Annotated in this window: 30 protein-coding genes and 1 pseudogene; 20 read left to right on the forward strand and 11 right to left on the reverse strand. The window is 57.8% G+C overall.

Annotated elements, in window-relative coordinates:
* Positions 1-66: 66 nt before the first annotated feature.
* Positions 67-1,005: a site-specific integrase gene (locus tag NE357_RS15030; protein ID WP_169430542.1), complete on the reverse strand. Its 939-nt coding sequence runs from the start codon at positions 1,003-1,005 to the stop codon at positions 67-69.
* A gap of 177 nt (positions 1,006-1,182) precedes the next feature.
* Between NE357_RS15030 and NE357_RS15035 the strand changes: the two genes are divergently transcribed.
* Positions 1,183-2,187, forward strand: a complete 1,005-nt coding sequence (locus NE357_RS15035) for a DNA-binding protein (RefSeq protein ID WP_169430543.1) — start codon at positions 1,183-1,185, stop codon at positions 2,185-2,187.
* Here NE357_RS15035 and gorA read toward each other — a convergent pair.
* The 3 genes from gorA to galU all read right to left on the reverse strand — a co-directional run bounded on the left by gorA (position 2,184) and on the right by galU (position 4,972).
* Complete coding sequence (gene gorA, locus NE357_RS15040) at positions 2,184-3,542, reverse strand: glutathione-disulfide reductase (protein WP_169430544.1); 1,359 nt, start codon at positions 3,540-3,542, stop codon at positions 2,184-2,186. The genes NE357_RS15035 and gorA overlap by 4 nt on opposite strands.
* 105 nt (positions 3,543-3,647) lie before the next feature.
* On the reverse strand, positions 3,648-3,917 hold the full coding sequence (locus NE357_RS15045) for a hypothetical protein (RefSeq protein ID WP_212633385.1): 270 nt from the start codon (positions 3,915-3,917) through the stop codon (positions 3,648-3,650).
* A 215-nt stretch (positions 3,918-4,132) separates the two neighbouring features.
* A complete protein-coding gene (gene galU, locus NE357_RS15050) occupies positions 4,133-4,972 on the reverse strand; it encodes a UTP--glucose-1-phosphate uridylyltransferase GalU (RefSeq protein WP_007912230.1) in 840 nt (279 codons plus the stop codon).
* A gap of 247 nt (positions 4,973-5,219) precedes the next feature.
* On the opposite strand from galU, the gene NE357_RS15055 reads away from it, so the two are divergent.
* Together NE357_RS15055 and NE357_RS15060 are read left to right on the forward strand one after the other, a co-directional pair.
* Positions 5,220-5,408 carry a hypothetical protein gene (locus tag NE357_RS15055; protein WP_169430545.1) on the forward strand — a complete coding sequence of 63 codons (189 nt, stop codon included), beginning with the start codon at positions 5,220-5,222 and terminating at the stop codon, positions 5,406-5,408.
* 128 nt (positions 5,409-5,536) lie between these two features.
* Entirely contained in the window at positions 5,537-5,833 is a 297-nt protein-coding gene (locus NE357_RS15060) for a hypothetical protein (protein ID WP_169430546.1), read from the forward strand.
* A 4-nt stretch (positions 5,834-5,837) separates the two neighbouring features.
* Here the strand turns inward: NE357_RS15060 and NE357_RS15065 are convergent, their stop codons facing one another.
* Both NE357_RS15065 and NE357_RS15070 read right to left on the reverse strand, forming a co-directional pair.
* The gene (locus NE357_RS15065; protein WP_169430547.1) at positions 5,838-6,068 is read right to left on the reverse strand and encodes a hypothetical protein; all 231 of its coding nucleotides are present in this window, start codon (positions 6,066-6,068) and stop codon (positions 5,838-5,840) included.
* 72 nt (positions 6,069-6,140) lie between these two features.
* A complete protein-coding gene (locus NE357_RS15070; protein ID WP_169430548.1) occupies positions 6,141-6,497 on the reverse strand; it encodes a hypothetical protein in 357 nt (118 codons plus the stop codon).
* Positions 6,498-6,709: 212 nt separating this feature from the next.
* Here NE357_RS15070 and NE357_RS15075 point away from each other — a divergent pair, with 212 nt between their 5' ends.
* The 5 genes from NE357_RS15075 to ada all read left to right on the forward strand — a co-directional run bounded on the left by NE357_RS15075 (position 6,710) and on the right by ada (position 9,841).
* Positions 6,710-7,012, forward strand: a complete 303-nt coding sequence (locus NE357_RS15075) for a DUF1883 domain-containing protein (protein ID WP_039768744.1) — start codon at positions 6,710-6,712, stop codon at positions 7,010-7,012.
* 28 nt (positions 7,013-7,040) lie between these two features.
* Positions 7,041-7,217 carry a hypothetical protein gene (locus NE357_RS15080; RefSeq protein ID WP_169430549.1) on the forward strand — a complete coding sequence of 59 codons (177 nt, stop codon included), beginning with the start codon at positions 7,041-7,043 and terminating at the stop codon, positions 7,215-7,217.
* A 92-nt stretch (positions 7,218-7,309) separates the two neighbouring features.
* Entirely contained in the window at positions 7,310-8,023 is a 714-nt protein-coding gene (locus tag NE357_RS15085) for a 2OG-Fe(II) oxygenase (RefSeq protein ID WP_432760308.1), read from the forward strand.
* A 5-nt stretch (positions 8,024-8,028) separates the two neighbouring features.
* Positions 8,029-8,685: a DNA oxidative demethylase AlkB gene (alkB, locus tag NE357_RS15090; RefSeq protein ID WP_169430550.1), complete on the forward strand. Its 657-nt coding sequence runs from the start codon at positions 8,029-8,031 to the stop codon at positions 8,683-8,685.
* A gap of 88 nt (positions 8,686-8,773) precedes the next feature.
* Positions 8,774-9,841 (forward strand): bifunctional DNA-binding transcriptional regulator/O6-methylguanine-DNA methyltransferase Ada, encoded by a 1,068-nt coding sequence (gene ada, locus NE357_RS15095; protein WP_169430551.1) that lies wholly within the window; start codon positions 8,774-8,776, stop codon positions 9,839-9,841.
* Positions 9,842-9,955: 114 nt separating this feature from the next.
* Here the strand turns inward: ada and acuI are convergent, their stop codons facing one another.
* On the reverse strand, positions 9,956-10,939 hold the full coding sequence (gene acuI / locus NE357_RS15100; RefSeq protein ID WP_169430552.1) for an acrylyl-CoA reductase (NADPH): 984 nt from the start codon (positions 10,937-10,939) through the stop codon (positions 9,956-9,958).
* A 256-nt stretch (positions 10,940-11,195) separates the two neighbouring features.
* Between acuI and NE357_RS15105 the strand changes: the two genes are divergently transcribed.
* The 10 genes from NE357_RS15105 (at position 11,196) to NE357_RS15150 (ending at position 21,406) form a co-directional block, all read left to right on the forward strand.
* The gene (locus NE357_RS15105) at positions 11,196-12,257 is read left to right on the forward strand and encodes an NAD(P)H-dependent flavin oxidoreductase (protein WP_169430553.1); all 1,062 of its coding nucleotides are present in this window, start codon (positions 11,196-11,198) and stop codon (positions 12,255-12,257) included.
* Between the two features lie 174 nt (positions 12,258-12,431).
* The gene (gene modA, locus NE357_RS15110) at positions 12,432-13,199 is read left to right on the forward strand and encodes a molybdate ABC transporter substrate-binding protein (RefSeq protein ID WP_169430554.1); all 768 of its coding nucleotides are present in this window, start codon (positions 12,432-12,434) and stop codon (positions 13,197-13,199) included.
* Positions 13,200-13,880 carry a molybdate ABC transporter permease subunit gene (gene modB / locus NE357_RS15115; RefSeq protein ID WP_169430555.1) on the forward strand — a complete coding sequence of 227 codons (681 nt, stop codon included), beginning with the start codon at positions 13,200-13,202 and terminating at the stop codon, positions 13,878-13,880.
* Positions 13,881-13,883: 3 nt separating this feature from the next.
* The gene (gene modC, locus NE357_RS15120) at positions 13,884-14,963 is read left to right on the forward strand and encodes a molybdenum ABC transporter ATP-binding protein (protein ID WP_169430556.1); all 1,080 of its coding nucleotides are present in this window, start codon (positions 13,884-13,886) and stop codon (positions 14,961-14,963) included.
* 70 nt (positions 14,964-15,033) lie between these two features.
* Positions 15,034-16,071, forward strand: a complete 1,038-nt coding sequence (locus NE357_RS15125) for a DNA topoisomerase IB (protein WP_169430557.1) — start codon at positions 15,034-15,036, stop codon at positions 16,069-16,071.
* Positions 16,072-16,214: 143 nt separating this feature from the next.
* The gene (locus NE357_RS15130) at positions 16,215-17,852 is read left to right on the forward strand and encodes an ABC-F family ATP-binding cassette domain-containing protein (RefSeq protein ID WP_169430558.1); all 1,638 of its coding nucleotides are present in this window, start codon (positions 16,215-16,217) and stop codon (positions 17,850-17,852) included.
* Between the two features lie 71 nt (positions 17,853-17,923).
* On the forward strand, positions 17,924-18,154 hold the full coding sequence (locus NE357_RS15135) for a hypothetical protein (protein ID WP_169430559.1): 231 nt from the start codon (positions 17,924-17,926) through the stop codon (positions 18,152-18,154).
* A gap of 120 nt (positions 18,155-18,274) precedes the next feature.
* Complete coding sequence (locus NE357_RS15140) at positions 18,275-18,505, forward strand: hypothetical protein (RefSeq protein WP_085710047.1); 231 nt, start codon at positions 18,275-18,277, stop codon at positions 18,503-18,505.
* Between the two features lie 86 nt (positions 18,506-18,591).
* Positions 18,592-18,876, forward strand: a complete 285-nt coding sequence (locus tag NE357_RS15145; protein ID WP_169430560.1) for a hypothetical protein — start codon at positions 18,592-18,594, stop codon at positions 18,874-18,876.
* 556 nt (positions 18,877-19,432) lie between these two features.
* Positions 19,433-21,406, forward strand: coding sequence for an acyltransferase family protein (locus NE357_RS15150; RefSeq protein WP_169430561.1), 1,974 nt, complete (start codon positions 19,433-19,435; stop codon positions 21,404-21,406).
* Between the two features lie 369 nt (positions 21,407-21,775).
* Here the strand turns inward: NE357_RS15150 and NE357_RS15155 are convergent, their stop codons facing one another.
* The gene (locus NE357_RS15155) at positions 21,776-22,225 is read right to left on the reverse strand and encodes a hypothetical protein (RefSeq protein ID WP_169430562.1); all 450 of its coding nucleotides are present in this window, start codon (positions 22,223-22,225) and stop codon (positions 21,776-21,778) included.
* A 577-nt stretch (positions 22,226-22,802) separates the two neighbouring features.
* On the opposite strand from NE357_RS15155, the pseudogene NE357_RS15160 reads away from it, so the two are divergent.
* Positions 22,803-22,952: pseudogene (locus tag NE357_RS15160) on the forward strand (DNA-methyltransferase); the annotation flags it as partial.
* A gap of 38 nt (positions 22,953-22,990) precedes the next feature.
* Here the strand turns inward: NE357_RS15160 and NE357_RS15165 are convergent.
* From NE357_RS15165 to NE357_RS15175, 3 genes are all read right to left on the reverse strand, one after another.
* Positions 22,991-23,224 carry a hypothetical protein gene (locus NE357_RS15165; RefSeq protein WP_169430564.1) on the reverse strand — a complete coding sequence of 78 codons (234 nt, stop codon included), beginning with the start codon at positions 23,222-23,224 and terminating at the stop codon, positions 22,991-22,993.
* Between the two features lie 18 nt (positions 23,225-23,242).
* Positions 23,243-23,680, reverse strand: coding sequence for a hypothetical protein (locus NE357_RS15170; RefSeq protein WP_169430565.1), 438 nt, complete (start codon positions 23,678-23,680; stop codon positions 23,243-23,245).
* Positions 23,681-23,773: 93 nt separating this feature from the next.
* Entirely contained in the window at positions 23,774-24,361 is a 588-nt protein-coding gene (locus tag NE357_RS15175) for a TetR/AcrR family transcriptional regulator (protein WP_169432651.1), read from the reverse strand.
* Between the two features lie 148 nt (positions 24,362-24,509).
* On the opposite strand from NE357_RS15175, the gene NE357_RS15180 reads away from it, so the two are divergent.
* Positions 24,510-25,610 (forward strand): alkene reductase, encoded by a 1,101-nt coding sequence (locus NE357_RS15180; RefSeq protein WP_169430566.1) that lies wholly within the window; start codon positions 24,510-24,512, stop codon positions 25,608-25,610.
* The last annotated feature ends 9 nt before the right edge of the window (positions 25,611-25,619 follow it).

The following is a 25,619-nucleotide window of genomic DNA, read 5'->3' on the forward strand; positions in this document are numbered from 1 at the left end:
GGCAAACCTGATGCTGCTGATTTGTTTTCGCTATTAGCTGAGGTTATTAATAGAAGAAAACGATATCTATGGCGACAGCGGCTTATCCGTAATCCGGGCCATCCCGTGAAAAGGGCTCGCTTCAACATAGCGCATGGCGGACTTCATATCCTTCCAGCCGACGTAACTCATCAGCGATTTGAGGTCCCAGCCACTTTGATGTGCCCACGTTGCAAAGCCGCGCCGCAGTGAGTGGCTGCTATAGCGTTCGGCAGAGATCCCGGCGCGCTCCAGGGCCTGACGCAACAACGGAATCACACTGTTGGCGTGCAAGCCCTCCTCGCTCAGATTGCCCCAGCGGTCGACGGCGCGAAACACCGGGCCCCGCACCAATGCTGCTTCGGTGATCCAGTCGATGTAGGCCTGCACCGGGCACAGCTTCAGCAATGCAGGCGCCTGATAGGTCTGACCGAGATTCTCCCGATCGCCCTTGCTGCGCGGCAAGTACAGGGTGATGCCGCTACCGGCGTGGGCCTGGACATGCTCGATTTGCACCCGGCACAACTCATCACTGCGAAAGCCGCGCCAGAAGCCCAGAAGAATCAACGCTCGATCCCGACAGGCTCTGAGTAGCAACGGCCGGTCCTGATTTTCTCGCGCCTCTTTCATTTCCTGCTCTAGCCAGGCAACGGTCTGCTCAAGATCCTGCAGTTGTAACGGCTCGGCCTGTTTTTCCCGCGCGGGATGCAGCGCGCGGATGCCCTTGAACACTTTGCGCACCACCGGCGACTTGGTGGGATCAGCGAACCCCTGACTGTTATGCCACTGCGCGAGTGCCGACAAACGCAGCTTCAGCGTATTGACCGACAGCACACCCGCGTGAGCCACCAGGTAGCGCGCGACGCTGTCAGCCGTCGCGGGCAGAAACCCTCCCCATACCGTTTCAAAGTGCTCGACGGCCGCACGATAGCTGCGGCGGGTGTTGTCACGGGTGGCGGCTTGCAGATAGCGATCGATATCGCTCATGGGCTGATTTCTCGCAGATGTACTGATTTGAAGATTGAAAAGCGGATTCTGGCGCTTCACACGGGGTAATACCAGTATATCCCGCCCGTTTATCTTGAAACATTTAACTTTATTTTCAGCATGGTACACTGCGTACTTTGGTGGCATGTACCACAGTACGTAATCGTAGGAGCACATATGGCCCGTGGCGGCGTTAACAAAGCAGTAGTCCAGATCGCGCGCGCAGCGATCCTCGCCCGTGGCGAACACCCCAGCATCGACGCAGTACGCATCGAGCTGGGCAATACGGGTTCCAAAACCACGATTCATCGTTATCTGAAGGAACTGGATGACGGCAGCGAACCGGCCGATCCGTCGGCAGAACCTGTCGATGACGAACTCCTCGCCCTCGTCACGCGCCTGGCGCAACGCCTGAAAGAACAGGCACAGGAGCCGATTGACCAGGCTCGCGAGCAGTACGAGCAACAGCGTCAGGCACTGGAGGACGAGCTGAATCAGCTTCGTCAGGATCATGCGCAACTGGAGAAGAAGCACGACATTCAGGCTGCCGCGCTGGCCAAGGAATCCGAAGTGCTGAGCGATACCCGCTCAATGCTGCAGACCGAACAGACCCGCAACGCCGGACTGAATCAGGCGCTGGCCGATTTTGAATTGCGCCTGCAGGACAAGGACGAGCAGATCCGCTCGCTGGAAGAAAAGCACCTGCACGCCCGCGATGCACTTGAGCACTACCGCAACGCCATCAAGGAACAGCGCGAGCAGGAGCAAAGCCGTCACGAAACTCAGGTTCAGCAGTTGCAGATGGAGTTGCGCCAGGCGCAACAAAGCGCGCTGGTACGCCAAGACGAGATCACCCAGCTGCACCGCGACAACGAACGCCTGCTGACCGAGAATCGCGGCACCGTGCGCGAACTGAGCCTGATGCAGGATCAGCTCAAGCACAGCAATCAGCGTCAGGATCAATTGCTGGAGCAAGCGACGCGTGTCGACAGCGAGCGCACCCTCCTCCAGGAACGCCTGCGCGTGGCGCTGCTGGAGAGCCAGACGCTCAAGCAGAGCGTCGACGAGCAGTCGCAGCTCAATCAGTCATTGGAAAAGGAATTGACCAAGGTGCAAGACAGCCTGCGTCTGGCTACCACCGTTGCGGCAGCGCCAGACGCAGCAGAACCGAAAAAGACTTAAACGCCGACCGGCGTACGCATCGTGACAAACTCTTCGGCCGCCGTCGGGTGCACCCCGATGGTGTCGTCGAAGTCACGCTTGGTGGCGCCAGCCTTCAACGCAATTGCCAGCCCCTGCACGATCTCGCCGGCATCCGGACCAACCATGTGACAGCCCAGCACCTTATCAGATTTGCCATCGACCACCAGCTTCATCAGCGTGCGCTCCTGGCAGTCCGTCAGGGTCAGCTTCATCGGGCGGAAACGGCTTTCGTAGATCACCACGTCGTGACCCGCTTCCCGGGCCTCTTCTTCGGTCAGGCCGACGGTGCCGATATTCGGCAGACTGAACACTGCCGTCGGGATCATCTTGTAGTCCACCGGGCGGTATTGCTCAGGCTTGAACAGACGCCGCGCCACCGCCATGCCTTCAGCCAGCGCCACCGGCGTCAACTGCACACGACCGATGACATCGCCCAACGCCAGAATTGATGGCTCAGTGGTCTGATATTGTTCATCGACCTTGATGAAGCCTTTGTCGTCGAGCTGCACATCAGTGTTTTCCAGCCCCAGGTTGTCCAGCATCGGACGTCGGCCGGTGGCGTAGAACACGCAATCGGCCTCCAGCACGCGACCATCCGTGAGGGTCGCTTTCAGGCTGCCATCCGCCTGCTTGTCGATCCGCTCGATATCGGCATTGAACTGCAGATCCATGCCGCGCTTGGTCAGCTCTTCCTTGAGATGGTTACGTACCGAACCGTCAAAACCGCGCAGGAACAGATCGCCGCGATACAGCAACGTCGTGTTGGCGCCCAGACCATGGAAGATTCCGGCAAATTCGACGGCGATGTAACCGCCACCGACGACCAGTACACGCTTGGGCAGCTCTTTGAGGAAGAACGCCTGGTTCGAGCTGATCGCATGCTCATGCCCCGGAATCTCGGGGATCTGCGGCCAGCCACCGGTGGCGATCAGAATATTCTTCGCGGTGTATCGCTCGCCATTGACCTCGACTTCGTGCGGGCCAACGATTTTCGCGTGAGCCTCATGCAGGGTCACGCCGCTGTTGACCAGCAGATTGCGATAAATGCCGTTCAGGCGAGTGATCTCGCGATCCTTGTTGGCAATCAGCGTGGCCCAATCGAAATCCGCCTCGCCCAGATTCCAGCCAAAACCCGAGGACTGTTCGAAGTCTTCGGCAAAATGGGCGCCGTACACCAACAGTTTTTTCGGTACGCAACCGACGTTGACGCAGGTACCGCCCAGATAACGGCTCTCGGCCACCGCCACTTTCGCACCGAACCCGGCAGCAAAACGCGCAGCCCGCACACCGCCGGAACCGGCACCAATCACATAAAGGTCAAAATCGTAGGCCATTTCTATCTCCTCGGCAGGCGATCAGCATACCCGCAGACGCTTATTGAGCAAGTCTCTACTGCACGGGGACGGGCAATACCGGGAGGTTCTACCGTTAGCATTTGATTAATGGCTTTCTGCCGGTTGAATTTTTGGCAGCCGCAACGTATGCCAGGCGATCAGAATCGCTACGAGCGCCAGGCCGAAAGCGAGCCACGATGCCAATGCAATTCCGCCCTCAAATGCACTTCCCGCCTGCTGCATCAACTGTTGCGCTTGATCCCCCGCCAACCCCGTCGCCACATGAGCGCCAGCCAGCGTTTCACTTGCCAGCATCGTCTGAACATCGCTCAAAAACACTGGAAGCTGCAGGTCTGCTCGGTAGTGAGCTGCCAAACGCTCTCCTTCGCACCTCCCTGGCGAAGACGAGTCAGCTCAGCAGCGAACATTCTGGCTGACAATCGAACATTTGTTTGACGTTGCATCGCGTATCGAATCGAGATGCACTATTTCTCCCCACAAACGCAAACGCCCCGAACATGTCGGGGCGTTTGTTTTTAGCGTCACACGATTCAGACCGCGTGACGCACCTTCAGACAGATCAGGCGCTATCAATAGGCCTTGCCAGTCTTGTAGAAGTTTTCGAAGCAGAAGTTGGTTGCCTCGATGTAGCCTTCAGCACCACCGCAGTCGAAACGCTTGCCCTTGAACTTGTAGGCCATTACGCAACCGTTCTGGGCTTGTTTCATCAGGGCGTCGGTGATCTGGATTTCACCACCCTTGCCTGGCTCGGTCTGTTCGATCAGGTCGAAGATGTCCGGGGTCAGGATATAACGACCGATGATCGCCAGGTTCGACGGAGCATCTTCCGGCTTTGGCTTCTCGACCATGCTGTGTACGCGGTAGATGTCGTCGCGGATCATCTCGCCAGCGATTACGCCGTACTTGCTGGTTTCTTGCGGATCGACTTCCTGAATGGCAATGATCGAGCAGCGGAACTGCTTGTACAGCTTGACCATCTGGGTCAGCACGCCGTCGCCTTCGAGGTTGACGCACAGGTCGTCCGCCAGCACTACGGCGAACGGCTCATCGCCGATCAGCGGACGACCGGTCAGGATCGCATGACCCAGGCCTTTCATTTCAGTCTGACGGGTGTAGGAGAACGAGCACTCGTCCAACAGTTTGCGGATACCAACCAGGTATTTTTCCTTGTCGGTGCCTTTGATCTGGTTTTCCAGCTCGTAGCTGATGTCGAAGTGGTCTTCCAGAGCACGCTTGCCACGGCCGGTCACGATGGAGATCTCAGTCAGACCAGCATCCAGAGCTTCTTCGACGCCGTACTGGATCAGTGGCTTGTTTACCACCGGCAGCATTTCTTTGGGCATGGCCTTAGTCGCTGGAAGGAAGCGAGTACCGTAACCGGCTGCTGGGAACAAGCATTTCTTGATCATATAAGTCCTTGAAAGGGCTGTGTGTACGAGTTTCGGCGCAGTCTAATCAGGCGGCGTGCACCTTACAATGCCCCGCACTGGCTAACCGATGTCAACATAGAGAAATATTCTGGCGGATAGTTCAATCCGCACGCAGAAGCTGCGCATTGAGCGTAGCCCAAAGATTCAGGAACACCGCATCGACCCGCGCCCGTTCGCCCGTTTCCCGTTATCATGACGCCTTTGAACCAGCCAACGAGGCCGCTAGATGTCCGCAGCAAAAATCGTCAACGGGTACACCGTCGCCAAGGCAAAAGATGGCCAGTGGCATATCACCGCCGCCAACGGCGAAGATGTATCCGGCCCATTGCCCACTGAAGCGATGGCAATTGAGGTAGCCGCGGTGCTTGATTACACACCTCCTGCACCGAAGCGTCGCGGGAAGGATCAGGACTGATCAAACAGGCCCTGCCACTGCGCAGGGCTTTTTTTGGTCCGCACACAAAGACGTGGCCAATCGCTATAACCTTTTCACACCGGCGCTGTCATAGCGTCTAGCCCTCTCCTTCCGAAGACGACATCGCCATGACCACCCGTACCCTGCACCGCATGCTGCCACTGATTGCACTTCTGGCCCTGGCCGGCTGCGCCACTTCCGAAACGACTTATCTGAACAATGGTGAACAAGGCCTGAGCATCGACTGCTCCGGTGAGGCCAATTCCTGGGCCGCCTGCTATGAAAAGGCCGATGCTTCCTGCGCCGGCACCGGCTACCGCATCGTCGGAACCGACGGCACGCCGGCGCCAAAAGAAAGTGACAAGACGCTGGGTGTCGACGTCGGCAATTACAAGAATCGCAGTGTTGTGGTGGTCTGCAAGTAAGGGCCTACATGTGAATCTCGGCGAACTTGATACCCAGTCCGCGTACCACCTCGATCAGATCGTCGAGCCGGTCGAAGGATTCGACTTCGTCGTTTTCATCCACCAGAAAATAACTGCGTCCGGCGCTCTTCTTGAAAAATACGATCCATTCACCCGGGTTCGCCGGATTCTGGATCACATGGGTGGCTTCAATCAGCCCCTCTCTATGGCGCTCGCGCACCTGTTCTCGCTTCATGCACGTCTCCTGAAATGAAAATGCCGTCCAGGCGTGACCTGGACGGCATCGATACCGGTGACTGACAGTTTATCAGCCGGAAATGCACGCCGTGGCGGCATTGCGTACATCCCGTGGACGTATCGGCACATTGGACATGCGCTCATGCAACTTGATGCTGCTGCCGCCAGAGCGATCCTCGATGTCAAACACCGCCGCCGGGCCGGACGACAATTTCCCCGGCACGATAACCCTGACGCCGTCCTTGTGCGGCTCCATTTGCAGGGCCCCGCGGCTTTGGGCCAGCTTGTCGGCCAGACACTGTGCGTACTCGTGGGGTTTTTTGCCGGAAATGACGTTCATGGTCGGCAGCGTTTCATTGATCTGCGAAACACTTGCGCAACCACCCATCGCCAATGCGAACGGCACAATGACCACACCCCACTTCATACAGAATCTCCTATAAAGACCCTCGGACAGCCTGAATGCCGTTTTTCTCCGAGGCCCATTGCATTTAACGCACATGGAATCGCGAATAACTGTTTTTAATTGTCAAAGCAGCGCTCGACGGCCGGATAATAACCTGTCCGGACTGATAAACTGCCGCCAATTGACCTTGCTATCGTTTTGATTTTGTAGAAAAAGCCCTTCTGGAGGCGACCATGAAATTTATTCACCAGCGCGAGCACCTCAACGAAGACGACATCGTCGTCATCCAGTGCTCGCAAACCTGCAACATCCGTCTGATGAACGACGCCAACTTCCGCAGCTTCAAGAACGGCGGTCGTCACACCTATCACGGCGGCGCGTTCGACACATTTCCTGCCCGTATCACCGCGCCGAGCACCGGTTTCTGGAACATCACCATCGACACCGTCAGCCGCCGCGCAATCAGCGTGACTCGCAAGCCGACCCTGACGCACTCGATCAAGATCATCCGCCGTTCCAGCTCGAAGCTCAGCTGATCGACCCCACCAATACAATCAGGTAAGCATGACCGTGGCCCAAACGACCAAATATGTCATCAAGTACAAATTGAACGGCGAGCGCCGCTTCGAATTCGCCCAGCTGGAGAACGGCACGCCGGAAGAAGCCAAGGCTGCGCTGGACGCCCTGCACGGCCAAAGCGAAGACGTGATCAGCGACATCAGCGTCAGCAAGGCGTTGTAAGACGCGGATGACAATTCGACCGCAAGCGCCGGAGTGTTCCGGCCTCGCGTGTTGCCTAGACTGATCGCCTGGACGCAAGCCAAGGAATCAGTATGCCGATGTCACCCGACTCTCCCCTCGATACGCTCGACTGGGTCGCACTGGAACAACAGCTGGATCAGGACGGCTGTACCGTCATCCATTCTTTGTTACGCCCGCAAACCTGCGATCGCCTGAGTACGCTTTACCCGCAAAGCGAACCGTTCCGCTCGCAGGTGATCATGGCCCGCCACGGTTTCGGGCGCGGCGAATACAAGTATCTGCGCTACCCGCTGCCGCCATTGGTGGAGCACCTGCGCAGTGCGCTTTACGCGCGCCTGGTCCCCTTGGCCAACCGCTGGCATGAACGAATGGCAATACCGGAACGGTTTGCGCCCCTGCACAGCGATTTTCTTGCGCGCTGCCATGCCGCCGGTCAACTGCGGCCTACCCCGCTCTTGCTGCAATACGGCCCCCAGGACTACAACTGTCTGCATCAGGACTTGTACGGCGAACACGTATTCCCGCTGCAAGTGGCGATTCTTCTGTCAGAACCTGGCGAGGATTTCAGCGGTGGTGAATTCGTCCTGACCGAACAGCGCCCAAGAATGCAGTCTCGCCCACTGGTGATGGACCTGAAGAAAGGCGATGCGGTGATCTTTGCCGTCAACCAGCGCCCGGTCAAAGGCCTGCGCGGCGACTATCGCGTCACCATGCGTCACGGCGTAAGTCGCTTGCACAGCGGAAAACGGCATACTCTGGGCATCATCTTTCACGACGCAACCTGACCATCATGCACAGCAATTTCGACCTCTTCGCCGACATCGAGCAGCCACTCCGCTCTGAACAGATTGGAGAGCAGTCTTGGGTGCTGCGCGGCTTCGCGCTGTCCTGTACCGAACGATTACTGCCAGCTCTGGATTCGATCATCGAACGCGCACCGTTGCGACACATGATGACGCCTGGCGGGTTCAGCATGTCGGTGGCCACCAGCAGTTGCGGCGCACTTGGCTGGATCACCGATCGTGGCGGTTACCGCTACTCGGCCGAAGATCCGATCAGCCACCGGCCCTGGCCGCAGATGCCTGACGTGTTTCGCGAACTGGCGCAAACAGCAGCCTTGCAGGCAGGCTTCTGCGGTTTCATCCCGGATTCCTGCCTGATCAACCGCTATATTCCCGGCGCAAAAATGTCTTTGCATCAGGACAAGGACGAAAGCTCCTACACAGCGCCCATCGTTTCCCTGTCATTGGGTTTGCCCGCGACATTCCTGTTCGGCGGCTTCAATCGCAGCGACAGGAGTCAGCGCATTTCGCTGCTGCACGGTGACATGGTGATCTGGGGTGGTGTCGACCGGCTGCGCTACCACGGCGTCCTGCCGATCAGACACGGTCGGCATCCGCAACTGGGCGAGCAGCGTTTCAACCTGACGTTTCGCACCGCGGGATAACCTCGCGGAATTTGACCGCAAGGGCCGGAGTGTTACGGTTGGCGGCACTGGTTAACCTGACATTCAACAGGTCAACGGACTCTCCATCATGAAAACGCTTTCGACCACTTCGAGCACTCAAGACGATCCACGCTGGGCCGCTGTCGTCGCACGGGATCCAAGGGCGGATGGACAATTTGTCTACGCCGTCAAAACCACGGGCGTCTATTGCCGCCCGAGCAGCCTGGCGCGCTTGCCGAAACCGCAGAATGTCGAGTTCTTCGACACGGCCGAAGCAGCTGAAGCGGCGGGTTATCGCCCCAGCAAACGGGCGAGCAGGGATCAGAGCGAAATCGCCGCGCAACATGCCGCGACCGTAGCGGCAGCCTGCCGCCAGATCGAAGCAGCCGAAAACCTGCCGCCGCTCAATGAACTCGCGCAAGCCGCTGGCCTGAGTTCGTTTCATTTCCATCGGGTTTTCAAAGCCGCCACCGGCCTGACTCCCAAAGGCTACGCTGCCGCGCACCGGTCTCGTCGGGTACGGCAACACCTGGCGGATGGCAGCTCGGTAACCGAAGCGCTGTACGACGCCGGTTTCAACTCCAACAGCCGCTTCTATGAAGCAGCAGACCAGTTGCTGGGCATGAAACCCGGCGACTTCCGGGCTGCCGGGCAAAACAACGACATTCGTTTTGCGGTGGGCCAGTGTTCGCTCGGTGCCATTCTGGTGGCCCAGAGTGCGCGAGGAATCTGCGCGATTCTGCTGGGAGATGATCCGCATCAATTGGTCTGTGACCTGCAGGATCAGTTTCGCCGGGCAAACCTGATCGGGGCTGATGCCGAGTTCGAGCAACTGATCGCCCATGTCGTCGGTTTCATCGAAGCACCGGCCATCGGCCTCGATCTGCCACTGGATGTGCGGGGCACCGCGTTTCAGGAGCGGGTCTGGCAGGCGCTGTGCGAAATACCGGTTGGCAGCACCGCCAGTTACGCCGATATCGCCCAGCGCATTGGCTCACCCAAAGCGGTTCGGGCGGTGGCCCAGGCTTGCGGCGCCAACAGCCTCGCGGTAGCAATCCCTTGCCACCGCGTGGTCCGCAGCGACGGTAACCTTTCGGGCTATCGCTGGGGCGTGGAACGCAAGCGTGAGTTGTTGTCCCGGGAAACCCGCTCTTGACGAATGCCGATGTAGATGGCTACCGACTCGGAGCCCGGATGGGCCTCGAAGTCGGTGGCGCAGCGGCGCGAAACCTGCGGATGGGTTTCGAAGTGCTTCCAGATCCGGCCCCAGTCAGCGATTGACGTCCACGACAACCCGTCCGCGCAACTGGCCGGCGAGCAATTTCGGAGCCGCTTCAATCACTTCGCCGAGGCCGATCTCGTGACTGATCAGAGGCAGCAAGGAAAAGTCCAGATCCTTGGCCAGACGCTCCCAGGCCTCGATCCGTCGCGCCTTCGGCTGAGTCACGCTGTTGATCCCGGCCAGCGTCACCCCGCGCAGAATGAACGGTGCCACCGACGCCGGGAAATCCATACCCTGAGCCAGACCGCAGGCCGCTACCGTACCTTCGGCGCGGGTACTGGCGCAGGCGTTGGCCAGGGCATGGCTGCCGACCGAATCGATGACAGCCGCCCAGCGCTCCTTGGCCAATGGTTTGCCCGGTTCGGACAAGGTTGCGCGATCGATGATTTCGCTGGCGCCCAATTGTTGAAGATACGCATGCTCCGAGATCCGCCCCGTGGAGGCCACCACCCGATAGCCCAGCGTGTGCAACAACGCGATGGCAAAGCTGCCGACTCCGCCATTGGCGCCGGTGACCAGTACTTCACCCTGCTCCGGCGTCACGCCGTTACGTTCCAGCGCCATGATGCACAGCATCGCGGTGTAACCGGCCGTGCCAACGGCCATGGCTTGTGCCGGGGAAAACGCTTCGGGCTGCGGGATCAGCCAGTCGCCGTTGAGCCGCGCCTTCTGGGCCAGGCCGCCCCAGTGGCTTTCTCCCACGCCCCAGCCGTTGAGCAACACTTGATCGCCAGCCTTGTAGTCCGGATGCGAGCTGACGTCTACCGTACCGGCCAGATCGATCCCCGGCACCATGGGGAACTTGCGCACCACCGGACTGCTGCCGGTAATCGCCAGTCCGTCCTTGAAGTTGAGCGTGCTGTAAGCCACACGCACGGTCACATCGCCCTCGGGCAGTTGCTGCTCGCCGATTTCCTGCAGGCTGGCGCGATAACCGGTGTCGTCTTTGTCGATCAGAATGCCGTTGAACATGGCTGCCTCTCTGGGGAAGGATTCTGGGATTGTGGCATTCAAATAGCACACCGCAACATTTTGCCCCACTCGACTTTCCGCCAATCGCTGCAACCGGCGGGTGATTCATGAACCACTCCTGCGGAGGTGGCGGATTGCGTCGGCGTTGACCGGAATTACCGTGAAGCCACAATCCCGGCTGGCCCTCGACCCGCTTTTGCTGGTAAAAAACCGGCTCGAGCGTCCAGCCCTGTTTTGTCTTTCGGAGTCTTTTCCAATGAGCCAATGGCCAGATACCCGCATTCTCGACCTGTTTGGCATCGAACTGCCGATCATCCAGGGCCCGATGGCCGGTGCCACCCAGTCTTCGATGGTCATCGCCGTGTGCAACGCAGGTGGCCTGGGGTCGATGCCGGCGGCAATGTTGAGCATCGAGCAACTGCGCGAAGAGTTGAAGACCATCCGCCAGGGCACTGACAAACCCTTCAACGTCAATTTCTTCTGCCACCAGCCGCCGACTCCCGATGAGCAGCGGGCACGGGACTGGAAGAATCTGCTGGAACCTTACTATCGCGAACTCGGTGCCGATTTCGACGCTCCCACACCGGTTTCCAATCGTGCGCCTTTTGATGCAGCAGCCTGCGAAGTGCTGGAAGAGTTTCGTCCTGAAGTGGTGAGTTTCCATTTCGGCCTGCCGGAAAAATCCCTGCTGGATCGGGTCAAGGCCACCGGGGCAAAAATCCTGTCGTCGGCGACTACAGTCGACGAAGCCATCTGGCTGGAACAGAACGGTTGCGACGCAATCATCGCCATGGGCTATGAGGCCGGCGGGCATCGAGGCATGTTTCTCAGCGATGACCTGAGCAGCCAGGTCGGAACCTTTGCCCTCGTTCCGCAAATCGTCGACGCGGTCAAAGTGCCGGTGATCGCTGCCGGCGCGATCGCCGATGCACGAGGGGTTGCAGCCGCCTTCATGCTCGGCGCGTCGGCGGTGCAAGTCGGTACGGCCTACCTGTTCACTCCGGAGGCGAAAGTCAGCGCTTCCCATCACAAGGCGTTGCGCACAGCGAAAGAAAGCGAAACGGCGGTCACCAACCTGTTCACCGGGCGTCCCGCACGGGGGATCATGAACCGGGTGATGCGCGAACTGGGGCCGATGTCGGGCAAGGCACCCGCATTTCCCTTGGCTGGCGGCGCCCTGATGCCTCTGCGCGCCAAGGATGAAGCAGACTTCAGCAACCTGTGGGCGGGCCAGGCGTTCACGCTGGGCAAGGAACTGAGCAGCGCCGAACTGACCCGGCAACTGGCTGAAGGCGCGCTGGCGAAACTGGCTCGATAACCAGCGCAATCGGGTGAGAGGCTGCGCGCCCTCACCTGATGTGAAACCAGTACTTTCCGTTTAGCGGCATTTCGCTATATATTCAGATATATAGCGGGCCAGACCCTCGTATCGGCGCAGTCTACCCCTCTAACAACAACTGCCCGCTGCACCTGCCAACAACGGAGCTGTTACATGACCATTCGTGCCTCACGTTTTGCCCCTGCCTGCCTGGCCTCCCTGCTTGCGGTATTCGCCGTTGGCGCTGTTCAGGCCGAAGAAGTGCAGGTCGCCGTCGCGGCCAACTTCACTGCACCGATCCAGGCAATCGCCGTCGATTTCGAAAAAGACACCGGGCACAAACTGGTTGCCGCGTATGGTGCCACCGGGCAGTTCTACACCCAGATCAAGAACGGCGCGCCATTCGAGGTATTCCTCTCCGCTGACGACACCACCCCGGAAAAACTGGAAAAAGAAGGCGACACCGTCAAAGGCTCGCGCTTTACCTACGCCATTGGCACCCTGGCGCTGTGGTCGGCTAAAGAAGGTTACGTCGATGCGAAAGGCGAGGTTCTGAAGAAAAACGAGTATCAGCACCTGTCCATTGCCAACCCGAAAGCCGCGCCCTATGGCCTGGCTGCCACTCAGGTGCTGGAAAAGCTGAAACTGACTGAATCGACCAAAGCCAAGATCGTCGAGGGTCAGAACATCACCCAGGCCTACCAGTTCGTTGCTACTGGCAACGCTGAACTGGGCTTCGTCGCCCTCTCGCAGATCTACAAGGATGGCAAGGTCAGCAACGGCTCGGCCTGGATCGTTCCGGCAAGCATGCACGACCCGATCAAGCAGGACGCCGTCATCCTGAACAAAGGCAAGGAGAACGCCGCTGCCAAGGCGCTGGTTGATTACCTCAAAGGCCCGAAAGCCGCTGCGGTCATCAAGTCCTACGGTTATCAGCTTTAAATGTCGCTGACGAATGCCGATTTCGCGGCGATCTGGCTGACCCTGAAACTGGCGTCTCTGACCACTGCGATCCTGTTGGTCATCGGCACTCCGATTGCCCTGTGGTTGTCGCGCAGCCGTTCCTGGCTGCGCGGCCCCATCGGAGCCATCGTCGCCTTGCCTTTGGTGCTGCCGCCAACCGTCATCGGTTTTTATCTGTTGCTGGCAATGGGCCCGAATGGCTTTCTTGGCCATTTCACCCAGTGGCTGGGGCTTGGCACGCTCACCTTCAGTTTCACCGGGCTGGTGATCGGTTCGGTGCTCTATTCCATGCCTTTTGTGGTGCAGCCGTTACAAAACGCCTTTTCCTCCATCGGCACTCGCCCACTGGAAGTGGCCGCCACCTTGCGCGCCAATCCCTGGGACACTTTTTTCAGCGTGATCCTGCCGCTCGCGCGTCCGGGTTTCGTTACCGCGGCAATCCTCGGTTTCGCCCATACCGTGGGCGAATTCGGCGTGGTGCTGATGATCGGCGGCAATATTCCTGACAAGACCCGCGTGGTTTCGGTACAGATCTACGACCACGTCGAAGCCATGGAATACTCGCAGGCACACTGGCTAGCCGGGGCCATGCTGGTGTTTTCGTTCCTGGTGTTGCTGGCACTCTATTCCAGCCGCAAGTCGCGCTCAGGCTGGAGCTGACCGATGATAGAAGCACGCTTGAAACTCGCCTGGTCGGGCTTCGGCCTGGATGTCGATCTAAGCCTGCCCGGGCGTGGCGTTACCGCGCTGTTCGGGCAGTCCGGTTCGGGCAAGACCACCTGCCTGCGCTGTATTGCCGGACTTGAACGGGCTCCCCATGCCTTCATCAGAATCAACGATGAAATCTGGCAGGACAGCGATAACAGTATTTTCGTCCCGCCCCACAAACGTTCGCTCGGCTATGTCTTTCAGGAAGCCAGCCTGTTTGCGCACCTTTCGGTGTTGGCCAATCTGCAATTCGGCCTCAAACGCATCGCAAGAACCCAGCGCCGGGTCGACATGGCGCAAGCCACCGAACTGCTGGGGATCGGCCATTTGCTGGAACGTCATCCGCAGCACCTGTCCGGCGGCGAACGTCAGCGAGTCGGCATCGCCCGCGCCTTGCTGACCAGTCCGAAATTGCTGTTGATGGACGAACCTCTGGCAGCTCTCGACAGTCAGCGCAAACGTGAAATCCTGCCTTACCTGCAACGCCTGCACGACGAGCTCGACATACCGGTTCTTTACGTCAGCCACGCTCAGGATGAAGTGGCGCGTCTGGCCGATCATCTGGTGTTGCTCGAAGACGGCAAAGCATTGGCCAGTGGCCCGATCGGGGAAACCCTCGCCCGACTGGACCTGCCATTGGCGATGGGCGATGACGCCGGAGTGATCATCGAGGGGCACGTCATCTCCTACGATCACGAGTACCAGTTGCTCTGCCTGCAATTGCCCGACACATTGCTGGGCATTCGCGTGACCCATGCACCGATGGACGTCGGCCAGGCACTGCGCTGCAAAGTACAGGCCCGCGATATCAGCCTGACGCTGCACGACACCGAACACAGCAGCATTCTCAATCGACTGCCGGTCAGGGTGGTCAGCGAGATGCCTGCCGACAATGCCGCGCATGTGCTGATTCGCCTTGACGCCGGTGGCACGCCGCTGCTGGCGCGGATTACACGGTACTCGCGGGATCAACTGGGCGTGCATCCGGGCCAGGCATTGTGGGCGCAGATCAAGGCAGTCGCGGTTCTGGCCTGAATCGGTTCGCACGACTGGCAGGGCATGCGGTCAATCGCTGTAACAGATGACCGCCGCAAAGGAATCCGCCATGCCCGATGCCACGCTGACCGAAGTGTTGCCTTCGGACCTGCATTACGTCGATGACACCCAACCCGGAATCACACGCAAGAAGCTGCGTGGCAAGTTCTGTTACTTCGACCCCCATGGACAGCGAATCGTCGATACCGATGAAGTCAAACGCCTCAATGCGCTGGCCGTGCCGCCGGCCTATACCGATGTGTGGATCTGCGCCGATCCTCGCGGTCATCTGCAAGCCACCGGCCGCGATGCTCGAGGGCGCAAACAATACCGCTATCACCCACGCTGGCGTGAAGTGCGCGATGCCGACAAATACTCGCGCCTGCGCGAGTTCGGCATGGCGTTGCCAAAGCTGCGCAAACAACTGGAAGCGCTGCTGGCAGCACCGGGGTTCAGCCGCGACAAAGTCATGGCCACGGTCATCACACTGCTTGACGCCACGCTGATCCGTGTCGGCAACACTCAATACGCACGGGATAACCGGTCATACGGCCTCACCACATTGCGCAGTCGGCACGTTGAGATCAATGGCAGCGCGATTCTGTTCCAGTTCCGGGGCAAGAGCGGCATCGAGCATCAGATCACCGTGAAGGATCGGCGACTGGCGCGAATCATCAAGCGCTGCCTGGAGATTCCGGGGCAAAATCTGTTTCAGTATCTGGATGAAAATGGCGAGCGGCACACCGTCAGTTCACAAGACGTCAACTCGTACCTGAAAACCCTCACCGGCGCAGACTTCACCGCCAAGGACTACCGCACCTGGGCCGGCAGTGCTCTGGCGTTGGCGGTATTGCGAGAGCTGCAATGGGCGTCGGAAACCGAGGCCAAGCGCCATGTGTTGGAGATGGTCAAGGGCGTCGCCCGGCAACTGGGCAATACGCCGGCGGTCTGTCGCAAGTGCTACATCCACCCGGCTGTGGTCGAGCAGTTCATGCTGGGCGCGCTGGCTGAACTTCCAAGGCCCCGGGTGCGCAAGGGCTTGCGCGCAGAGGAAGTCGCCCTGGCAATGTTTCTTGAGCGAATGGCCGACATGGCAACCGCACCTTGAACCCTGCAGACGTTTTGGCTAGGCTTGCGGCTTTCTCCTCCTCGGGATGACCGCAGAAGTGAACAACTAAGCCTTCAAAAATGTAATCGCGACACGCCTTTCAAGGCGCGTGTCAGTGTTCACGACATTTTCTGGAGGTGCCGATGACTCACGTCTCGCGTACGCCTGCCCTCGTCTCCCTGAATCAACTGGGTTTCCAGTTCGCCAATGGCGAGACGATTTTCAATGAACTCAATCTGAAATTCGACCACACCCCAACCGCCATCGTCGGGCGCAATGGCGTCGGCAAAAGCGTACTGGGACGCTTGATCGCCGGGCGTTTACAGCCAACCAACGGGAGCGTGGTCCGCTCCGTGACAACCGCCTGCGTGGAGCAAAACCCTGTCGTACCAGCCGACCTGACAGTCGCCGACGCAACAGGCAGCACAGCCATTCTTCTGGCACTTGATCGTCTGAGCGAGGGCGAGGGTTCAATCGAGGATTTCGACATTGTCGGCGAACAATGGGATTTCGCAGAGCGCCTGCGACGGTTGCTGGATGACGCAGGGCTGGCAAAGACTGGCTTTGACGACCGGGTCGGCAATCTGAGTGGTGGTCAGCAGGCCCGCATTGCGCTGATTGGCGCCTTTTTAAACCACACCTCTCTGTTGATTCTCGATGAGCCGAGTAACCACCTGGATGCTGTCGGCCGGCAATGGCTACTGGGCATGCTCGAACGTTGGCGAAGCGGGTTGATCGTCATCAGTCATGATCGGCAATTGCTTGATTGCATGCAGCGCACGGTCGAGCTGACCGCCGCAGGCGCGAACGAGTTTGGTGGCAACTACTCGGCGTTTCGAGAGCAGCAGAAAACTCATCAAGCGGCCGCGCAGGCTCGCCTCGATCAGGCCAGGAGCGAACGCCATCGTGAACAGATCAGGTTGCGGCGCGAGCACGACACCATACAGCGACACGCGGCCACCTCCAGTCGCAATGCCGATACGGCCAACATCGCCAGTTTCGAACGCGTCGCCATCAAGGGCGCCGCCCGCGAAATCATGGGTCATGTCCGTTCTGTACATGAGCGACGCAAATCCGAATTGAATGCTCAGGTGCGTGATGCCTACGCCAAGGTAACCCCCGAGGATTGTGTGCTGGTCAACCTGCCGGGCAGCAGCGTGCCGACCGCGCGCCAGGTCTGTACAGTGATTGATGCAGGTTTGCCCTGGTTGCCGCCTGATGCGCCGACAAGCAGACTGAGCTTCTGGTTGCGCGGTCCGATGCGGATCGCTGTCAGTGGCCCAAACGGCTGCGGCAAGTCCACCTTGCTGAAAATGCTCGCGGGGGAGCTGCAAGCTGTCAGCGGACATTGCACGACTCATGTGCCTTGCGCATTTCTCGATCAGCAACTGAATCTGCTGGACGAGCAGCACTCCATCACTGAACAGCTGACAGCTCAAGGCTCGACGCTGAGTGAAGGCACTCTGCGCAGTTACCTTGCTCAGTTGCAGCTCGATGCCCGGCGCGCCACGCAACCTTGCGGTTCACTGAGTGGTGGCGAACGACTGAAAGCGGCACTGGCGCTGGCCTTGTGGAGGGAAAAGCCCGCACAACTGTTGCTGCTCGACGAGCCGACCAATCATCTGGATCTGCCGTCTGTTGAAGCTTTTGAACAGGCCTTGCAGACATTTCCGGGAGCAATTGTTGTGGTTTCACACGACCAGAAATTCCGAAAAGCGTTGCGCCCGACGCACAACCTGCACTGGCACCCCTCAGGCTGGTTGCTCCAGCCGACAAACTGAGCTGTGTATTTTTTGCATGATCGGTCAGGGCTTCTATAGTTGATCTGACACGCATCAGCTGCGGTGACGCCATGGAAGACATATTCGTCGTGAAGCATTGCAACAAGATCATCATTCACGGTCGCCGCGCCGGAGAAAGTCTTCATGAGCCTGCCGAAGCCATTGGCTGGTATCGCATCAGCGACACCCGCACCGGCGGCTTCATCGGCGACGGCTACGATCTCGAGGAAGACGCCCGGCAAGAATGCCTGCGGCTCAATGCCGCCAGCGCCCGAGTAACCGTCGATGAGTCTTGCGGCTGATAGCTGTCATTTACGGGTCTATACTCAAACGAGCTGAAGGAGCAGCGCCCCAACGGCAGAGAGCTCGCGCTTCGCGGGCTTTTTGCTGCCTCAGAGCGGTTTACCGAACGGAGGTGTCCCATGTCCGAAAGAGAGTCCATCACCACGCTTCTTACCTTGCTCGAGGCCCGGGAGGCGCGCCTCGCCGCGGCCTGCAAAGAGATCGCCGACTGGGTCGATCATCAAGGCGGGCACCCGACCGCCCTGCGTATCCGTGACCGTCTGAACGACATTGAAAAGGACACTCCGCTGATCCGCAGCACCCTGTCATCGCTAAAACCTGTCGATCGGCCGCTGCCACGTTTCCGGTAATCCGCTGATTTGCGTGTGGTCAGTTACAAAGAACGTCTCTGGTGGTGAAAGGTCAAACCCTTTACACGTCACCAAGGAGACGTCTCATGGTCACTCATTTCAAAGTCGACGGGCATCTTGCCTGTGGTCACAAGGGCAACAATCTCAGCGCGAGCTCCGAGCTCAATCGCGTCAAATGCCGCAGCTGCCGCAATACTGAAGCCTATAAGGATGCACGCAAGGACCAGCGCAATGCCGCACGACGGGCCGCGCGTCATGCCAAGGCGTCACACCACGAATCAAATTGGCGTTCTGAATGGATCGACCGCCTGACGGCCATGGCAGGTCTTCAGCGTTTGCCAAGGGGCTTTACCGGCCAGGCCTTCGTCTAGACATCCCCTCACAACGGGCCGGCCTGCCCGGCCCTTTTTGCGGATGCGTTTACCCCTGTGCAGATCTGCCGATGCTATGGTGAGTTTTTGTACGCCTCAATTGGAAACTCATCGTGCCAGTACCATTTGAATCTACAGACAGCACCGGAAACGCCCCGTCACCCCGTCGCAACTTTTATGAGGGCAACTCACATTCAACCGCAGAGTGTCGCCGTGCAGGCCCTCACAGCTGCGGGTCACACCGCAAAACTCTATGAGCTGACAGGCCCGAAGCTTTGGGGCGGCCTGCGAACGACTTCAGCGCTTATGCCAAGCGCACCGCTTCGACCGAAGTCTGGAAGTCTCTAAAGTGAACAAACGGTAGAAAAAGGGGTGAATGATTATTGCAAGGCAAAAGGGGCTCGCATGAAAAATAGCGTGCAAGTCCACTCCACGAGACAAGTCATCGAAAGGATCATCAGCGAGCCAAACGCTGGGAGAGTTGAATATTCATGCAGCGACTCTTTAGAATCTCCCCCCCATCACGGCAAGCTGCTTTGAAACCAATAGGAAAATTATGAGTAATCCGAACATCCAATACCGTCCGGATATTGATGGGCTGCGCGCCCTGGCCGTTCTGGGTGTTGTCATCTACCATGCTTTCCCGTCTTTACTTCCCGGTGGGTTTGTTGGTGTCGATGTATTCTTCGTGATATCCGGTTTTCTGATCGGTACGATACTACTTAAAAGTCTCGCAAAAGACACATTCAGCTTCAGCGACTTCTACTCTCGCCGGATACGTCGAATATTCCCCGCGCTAATCGTTGTTCTGGCATCTTGTTTGATAATAGGCAAACTCGTACTGCTCGATGATGAGTATCGACAACTTGGCAAACATGTGACTGCTGGCGCCACGTTCATCGCCAACTTTGCATTCTGGAGTGAAAGTGGTTATTTCGACACTGCCGCAGAACTTAAACCACTGTTACATCTCTGGTCTCTGGCTATTGAAGAGCAGTTCTACCTGATTTGGCCACTGGTGCTGTGGGGAGCATGGAAACTGCGCGCAAACATGTTGGCTGTGACCATCGTGATCGCACTTGTGTCCTTTGCCATCAATATCACCCATGTCACCAGCAATCCTGTTGCGACATTCTTCCTGCTACCGAGTCGCGCATGGGAACTGCTTGCAGGGAGTATCCTGGCATGGCTCGCTCTTCAAGGCGGCGGGGCAACAGCGCGGACGCCACTTCGTGCATTGCTTGATGATCTGGCTGGTGTACTTGGTTTCGCCCTGGTTGTTTGGGCAATGTTGTTTGTCCATAAATCTGACGCGTTTCCCGGCTGGTTTGCACTTGCACCGGTTACCGGAGCTGTCCTGTTGATTGCTGCGGGTCCGCAAGCACGCGTCAACCGTTTCCTGCTTTCGAATAAACTAGCGGTATTTATCGGTCTGATCAGCTTCCCGCTGTACCTGTGGCATTGGCCACTGCTGTCGTTTGCAAGGATTGTTCAGAGCGACGAGCCTGGCCGAGAAATACGACTGGCTGCAGTACTGCTCGCAATCGGACTTGCATGGCTCACATACAAGTTTGTTGAACCCCCATTCCGCAGCAGCAACCGCAGATTGGGCAAAGTCGTCGCACTGGTTTCAGTCATGCTGGTGGCGGGGGCCATTGGCTATAAGGGCCTTGTCAGCCAAAGCAGTGCTGACGAGACTCAAACCATGGCCTTGACAAAGAGTTATCAAACCATGGCTCTGTCACAGGCAAACTGTGAAAAACGGTTCCCGGATTGGACTAGCATCACGGACAATGCCTGCCGTTTCCAGAGAGAGGCAGACAACTCCGTTGCCATTGTTGGCGACTCTCATGCTGGCCACCTATTTCTGGGTATTAGCGAGCTGCTGAAGCCAAGCGAAGGGGTTGCGGTATTTGCAGCCAGCTGTGCGGCGCCCTATATTGATGTCGCCACTGCTCAGCAAGACAAAAATGCTCAGAAAGTCAGGAAAGGCGCCTACAAGCTTATAAACCGCGCGTATGACTACATAATTGACGACCCGAAAATCAAAGTCGTTATTCTGGCTCACCTTCCGATTTGCTCTTATCAAGATGCCACTGACATGAGAGATCCCTCCAATGGCGACTATAAGAAAGCTCTCACTGAAGGAATGAAGCGGACTTTCTCGGCACTGACGCAAGCAAACAAAAAAATCATTGTTTTGCTGGATAACCCAGTCCTGCCCTACGCGCCCTCAGCGTGTACCGAACGCCCTTTCAGGCTTACAAAGAACACTGATCGCTGCTCCTTCCCGCGCGAGCAATTCGACAAAAACCAGCCTTTCGCAGATTACAAAGCGCTTGTAGAAGCGGCAACCAATGACTTCCCGCAAGTTAAAATACTCGATCTTTCCACCAAGCTTTGCGATGAAAATCGCTGCTATCTGGCGAAGGATGGACGCTTGCTCTATAGCGATAACAGCCATCTAAATTTCGATGGATCTCGATATGTTGCACCCTATTTGGTTAAGGCAATCGAGAGTAACAACTAACCCCAAAATCGCGGCCCACCCTGCACGGACTGGGCGCAGGGCGGCCCGCTGATCGAATTTCCCACGGTTACAGTGGCGCCATATTTCGTAAATGTGAGCGGCGCCGCACATTTCTGGGTTGCTGAGCCATGGCCAGAATGTCGGTCACCGGCACACGTGGCTGGACGACGCGACGAACAATGCATTCAGCCACCAGCCCGGCGAGACCCGAACCGACGCCGTGGTCTTCGCCAGGCGCGGCGCCTCGGTCAAAGTCCCCAACGTGGGATAACGGAACAAAAACGAGGCCAGAAACATCCACGCACTGAAACACGTATTGATTGATCTAATCCATACCCAAAACAGACCAGCATATAAATATAAAACCGATCACGGACCAAACACTAAATCTTCAGCCTGCTCAAGAGTCAACACCTGAGTCAACTCAATCTTTAGATAACGATAAGCCCTAGGGTTGAATTTGATCTGCACAGCTGGGTTTTCACTGGCATTCGACAGCCAATCATAATTATTGCAATAGTCCGCAGGTATGTTTTGCCACTGCTGAGCTTCTGGAACCGCAAAGCTCTCCATATCGACCAACTCTCGATTGCAATATACAGCCCATATATCAACTCCCTCCTGAGGAACAACAGTAGAAGCAATCCCATATCCATAAGTATAAAGGGCCGGTGTTTTTTTAAAGGATTTTATTACATAAAATCCACTTCCCAACTCCCCGCCTGATGCATGATCCCAAGCCCCTGGCACGACTCTCAGACCGCTTGTCAAAGATGCCCTATGTCCAGATCTAGTAGCGTGAAAACCTATTAATCTCATAGAAAACTCCATTTAAGTTACACGATTCATCCAAACTCACAGGCTGAGTAAATCGCCCTCCAGGAAGACGAGACACCTAGATTAAATAGATCGGGTTCCGTCAGTTCGCCATCAATTTAGATGATGAGAGCTGTCTACCCCCTAAAAACCCCTGACTTGATATAACAGCCGGCCAGGCGCCCTGTCCACACGCAAACTCTTGGTCTATCGCCCGAGCATTTTTACTTCTCTTTATCCAAGCTTAATGCCAGCTATCAAGAAATAGACCATTCCCGAATAAAACGCCAATACGCCAGCCTCATAGGTCTACCTGGAGCAGCCCATGGCCCCTTCCCACCCTATATTGATCGGTGACTGCATCGACATGATGTGGACTCTGCCCGACCAGTCAGAGCAGTGCTGTTTGACCAGACCGCCCTACTTCGAGTTGCGGGATGACGGCGTCGACGCGCAGATAGGCCAGGAAGAAACCCTGCCGAGTAGCAACGGAAATATGAAAGCGGTGGCCAGGAAGCCAAACGGCGTTGGCTGGGGGCATGGCACCTATAGTCAAGACAGCGCCCGTGGCAGGATCAAGGCGGTGGTCGCCATACAGGAAGGCCGAAAATCGATCCTGTGCGAACTAAACCCGGACTATGCAGCCATGGCCGAACAGCGGATAGCGGCGGCATGGCTCGACGGTGCGGCACAGATGGACGTGATTCACGATTCTGCGCCGGCCGCCTGATCCGCCAGAGCCTGACGACAAAATTGCCGTGCCTGGACTCATGCCTGCTTGAGTGGCTCGCTCTTTCCCCTCAAAACAGCATCATAGGCATTCTGCAACTCGATGCTTGCACGGGTCGGAATAAAGTCCGATACCGAAGGTTCACGGGGGCAGCTCTTGGTCATTGAAAGCGCGTGAGCAACCAAGTCATCAAGATTTACACCAAACCTTTCTGATGCGATCAGCACAGATATGAGGGCAGTTTGTAAGGCACTTTCACGAACAACGGCCATTTTGATCTCCCTTCGGCCTCATGCCGAGCCGCAAAAGTTAACCGATCCGACATCATTTTGCCATAACCCTATGCGGCGCATCCGGTAACGGAGGACAGCGCCCGACTGGAGGTCACCGACAGACCTGGCCGCAATTGCCGGCCAGCGGAATTGAAGAGGTAGGCCATGGCCGGTCCGATTCCTCAGATCGAGAACCGAAAAATCGCCACCTACCGATGCAGGAAGCTGCGCGGCGAGTTCGTTAAATCCGGTGCCGATAGGAAGGCTATTACCAAGCAGGAATCCATCGAGTCGGCCCGTCAGCTCCGGAAGCAATGTCGGAATGAAGCCGAGGCGAAAGGGTTGTTGACTGCGTAAACCACCGCTCACCCGGGCAAGGAAGTGCGCCATGAACATCACGAAGATCATCAAGGGCCGGCCGATAGCAGCCGCCCACGAACGATCGCAACCCGTCATTCGTGATCCATAGTTTTGGACTCAAATTGGTTTTCTGTTCCCTGCATCAACATCGCACTTCTACTGAAACTACGCTTTGAGTGAGCGCCCTATCTACTCCGGCTCCACGTCCTCGACCGGCAATGAAGCAAGCATTTCTGCCCGGCACACCTCAAGGATTTCATCAGCAAGTGCGGAGTCATCGGGGCAAGCACGCGACAAAATAATCGCGCCGACCGCACGCGACAGCAGGTCGATCATTTTCTTTCTCCCCTCACCCTCTGCGGCATCCGGCCCTGTCGGATATTTTCCCCCCAGGGTTTGCAAGGTGCGTTCAATGCCTTCAGCAAACGTCGCTTTCACATCGTCCGTCTGACGCGCCGCGTCGCCACACAGTGCGGCCATCGTGCAACCGCTGCCGCGTCCGTCGCGATGTTCTCTGCTCACATAGACGTTGATGAAACCGGGCACGTCGAGCGCCTGGGCACCTGTTAACGATTTGCCAAGACTGCAGGCCGAGGCTTCGGCCATCAGGTCGGCCTTCGAACCGAAGTGCTTGTAGAAGCCTCCATGAGTGAAACCGGCAGCCGCCATGAGGTCCGCTACACCGACGCCGTCAAAACCACGCACACGGAACAGCTCTGAGGCCGTTTCAACGATGTGTTCTCGATTGGCCTGCGCCTGGGCCTTGGTCACTCTCACGTGCAATACCTCGTGTTCAGCGGGAATTCCTGCGTCCGATGATACATAGATGTCGACCATAATCAAAACCGTTGACAGTTTAGATTTCGATCATCATCCTAATTTCACACCCACCGATCTCCATCCACGGGCACGGAAGATTCATCAGATGACCAAACAGACTCTGTTCACCCCTTACACGCTAGGCAGTCTCGCCCTGTCGAACCGCGTCGTTCTTGCACCGCTGACACGCAACCGCGCGGGCCAGGGCTTTGTCCCGAGCGAATTCGCGGCGACCTATTACAGCCAGCGCGCCAGCGCCGGCTTGCTGATCAGCGAAGCTACTCAGATTTCCCGACAGGGTCAGGGTTATCAGGACACCCCCGGGATCTACACCCAGGCACAGATTGACGGTTGGCGCACAGTCACTGATGCCGTCCACGCCAAGGGCGGAAAAATCTTCCTGCAGCTGTGGCATGTCGGCCGCGTTTCACACGTTGACCTGCAAGAAAACGGCGCCGCACCGGTGGCCCCTTCTGCGCTGCGTGCCGCGACCAAAGTGTTCGTCAACAACCGCTTTGAAGACGTCTCCGAACCCCGCGCCCTGGAAACCAGCGAACTGCCGGGGATCGTCTCCGATTTCCGCCAGGCTGCGGCCAACGCGGTCGATGCGGGGTTCGATGGCGTGGAGATTCACGGTGCAAACGGCTACTTGCTGGATCAATTCCTCAAGGACAACGCCAATCTGCGGACCGATGCCTACGGCGGCTCGATTGAAAATCGTGCGCGTCTGTTGCTCGAAGTGACGGCGGCTGTCATCAACGAGATCGGCGCGGATCGCACTGGCGTGCGCCTGTCTCCCGTGTCGCCGGCCAATGGCGTGTCTAGCAGCGATCCGCAGGCGCAATTCAATTACGTTGTCGAGCAACTCGACGCCCTCGGTGTGGTTTATCTGCACATGGTCGAAGGCGCGACCGGCGGCCCGCGCGACGTGGCCCCTTTCGATTTCGGTGCCCTGCGCCAGCGCTTCAAAAACACCTATATCGCCAACAACGGCTATGACCTGGACCTGGCGAACGCGCGGCTCGCCGAAGACCAGGCCGACCTGATCGCCTTCGGTCGCCCGTTCATTGGCAACCCGGATCTGGTGGAGCGCCTCAAGCAGGGCGCGCCGCTGTCCGCGTTCAATCCCGCCACCCTCTATGGCGGCGGCGCGGCGGGCTACATCGACTACCCGACGCTGGCTGAATCAAGCGTCAGCGCAAGCTGAGCGCGTTCT

The sequence above is a fragment of the Pseudomonas sp. G7(2022) genome (assembly GCF_052660475.1).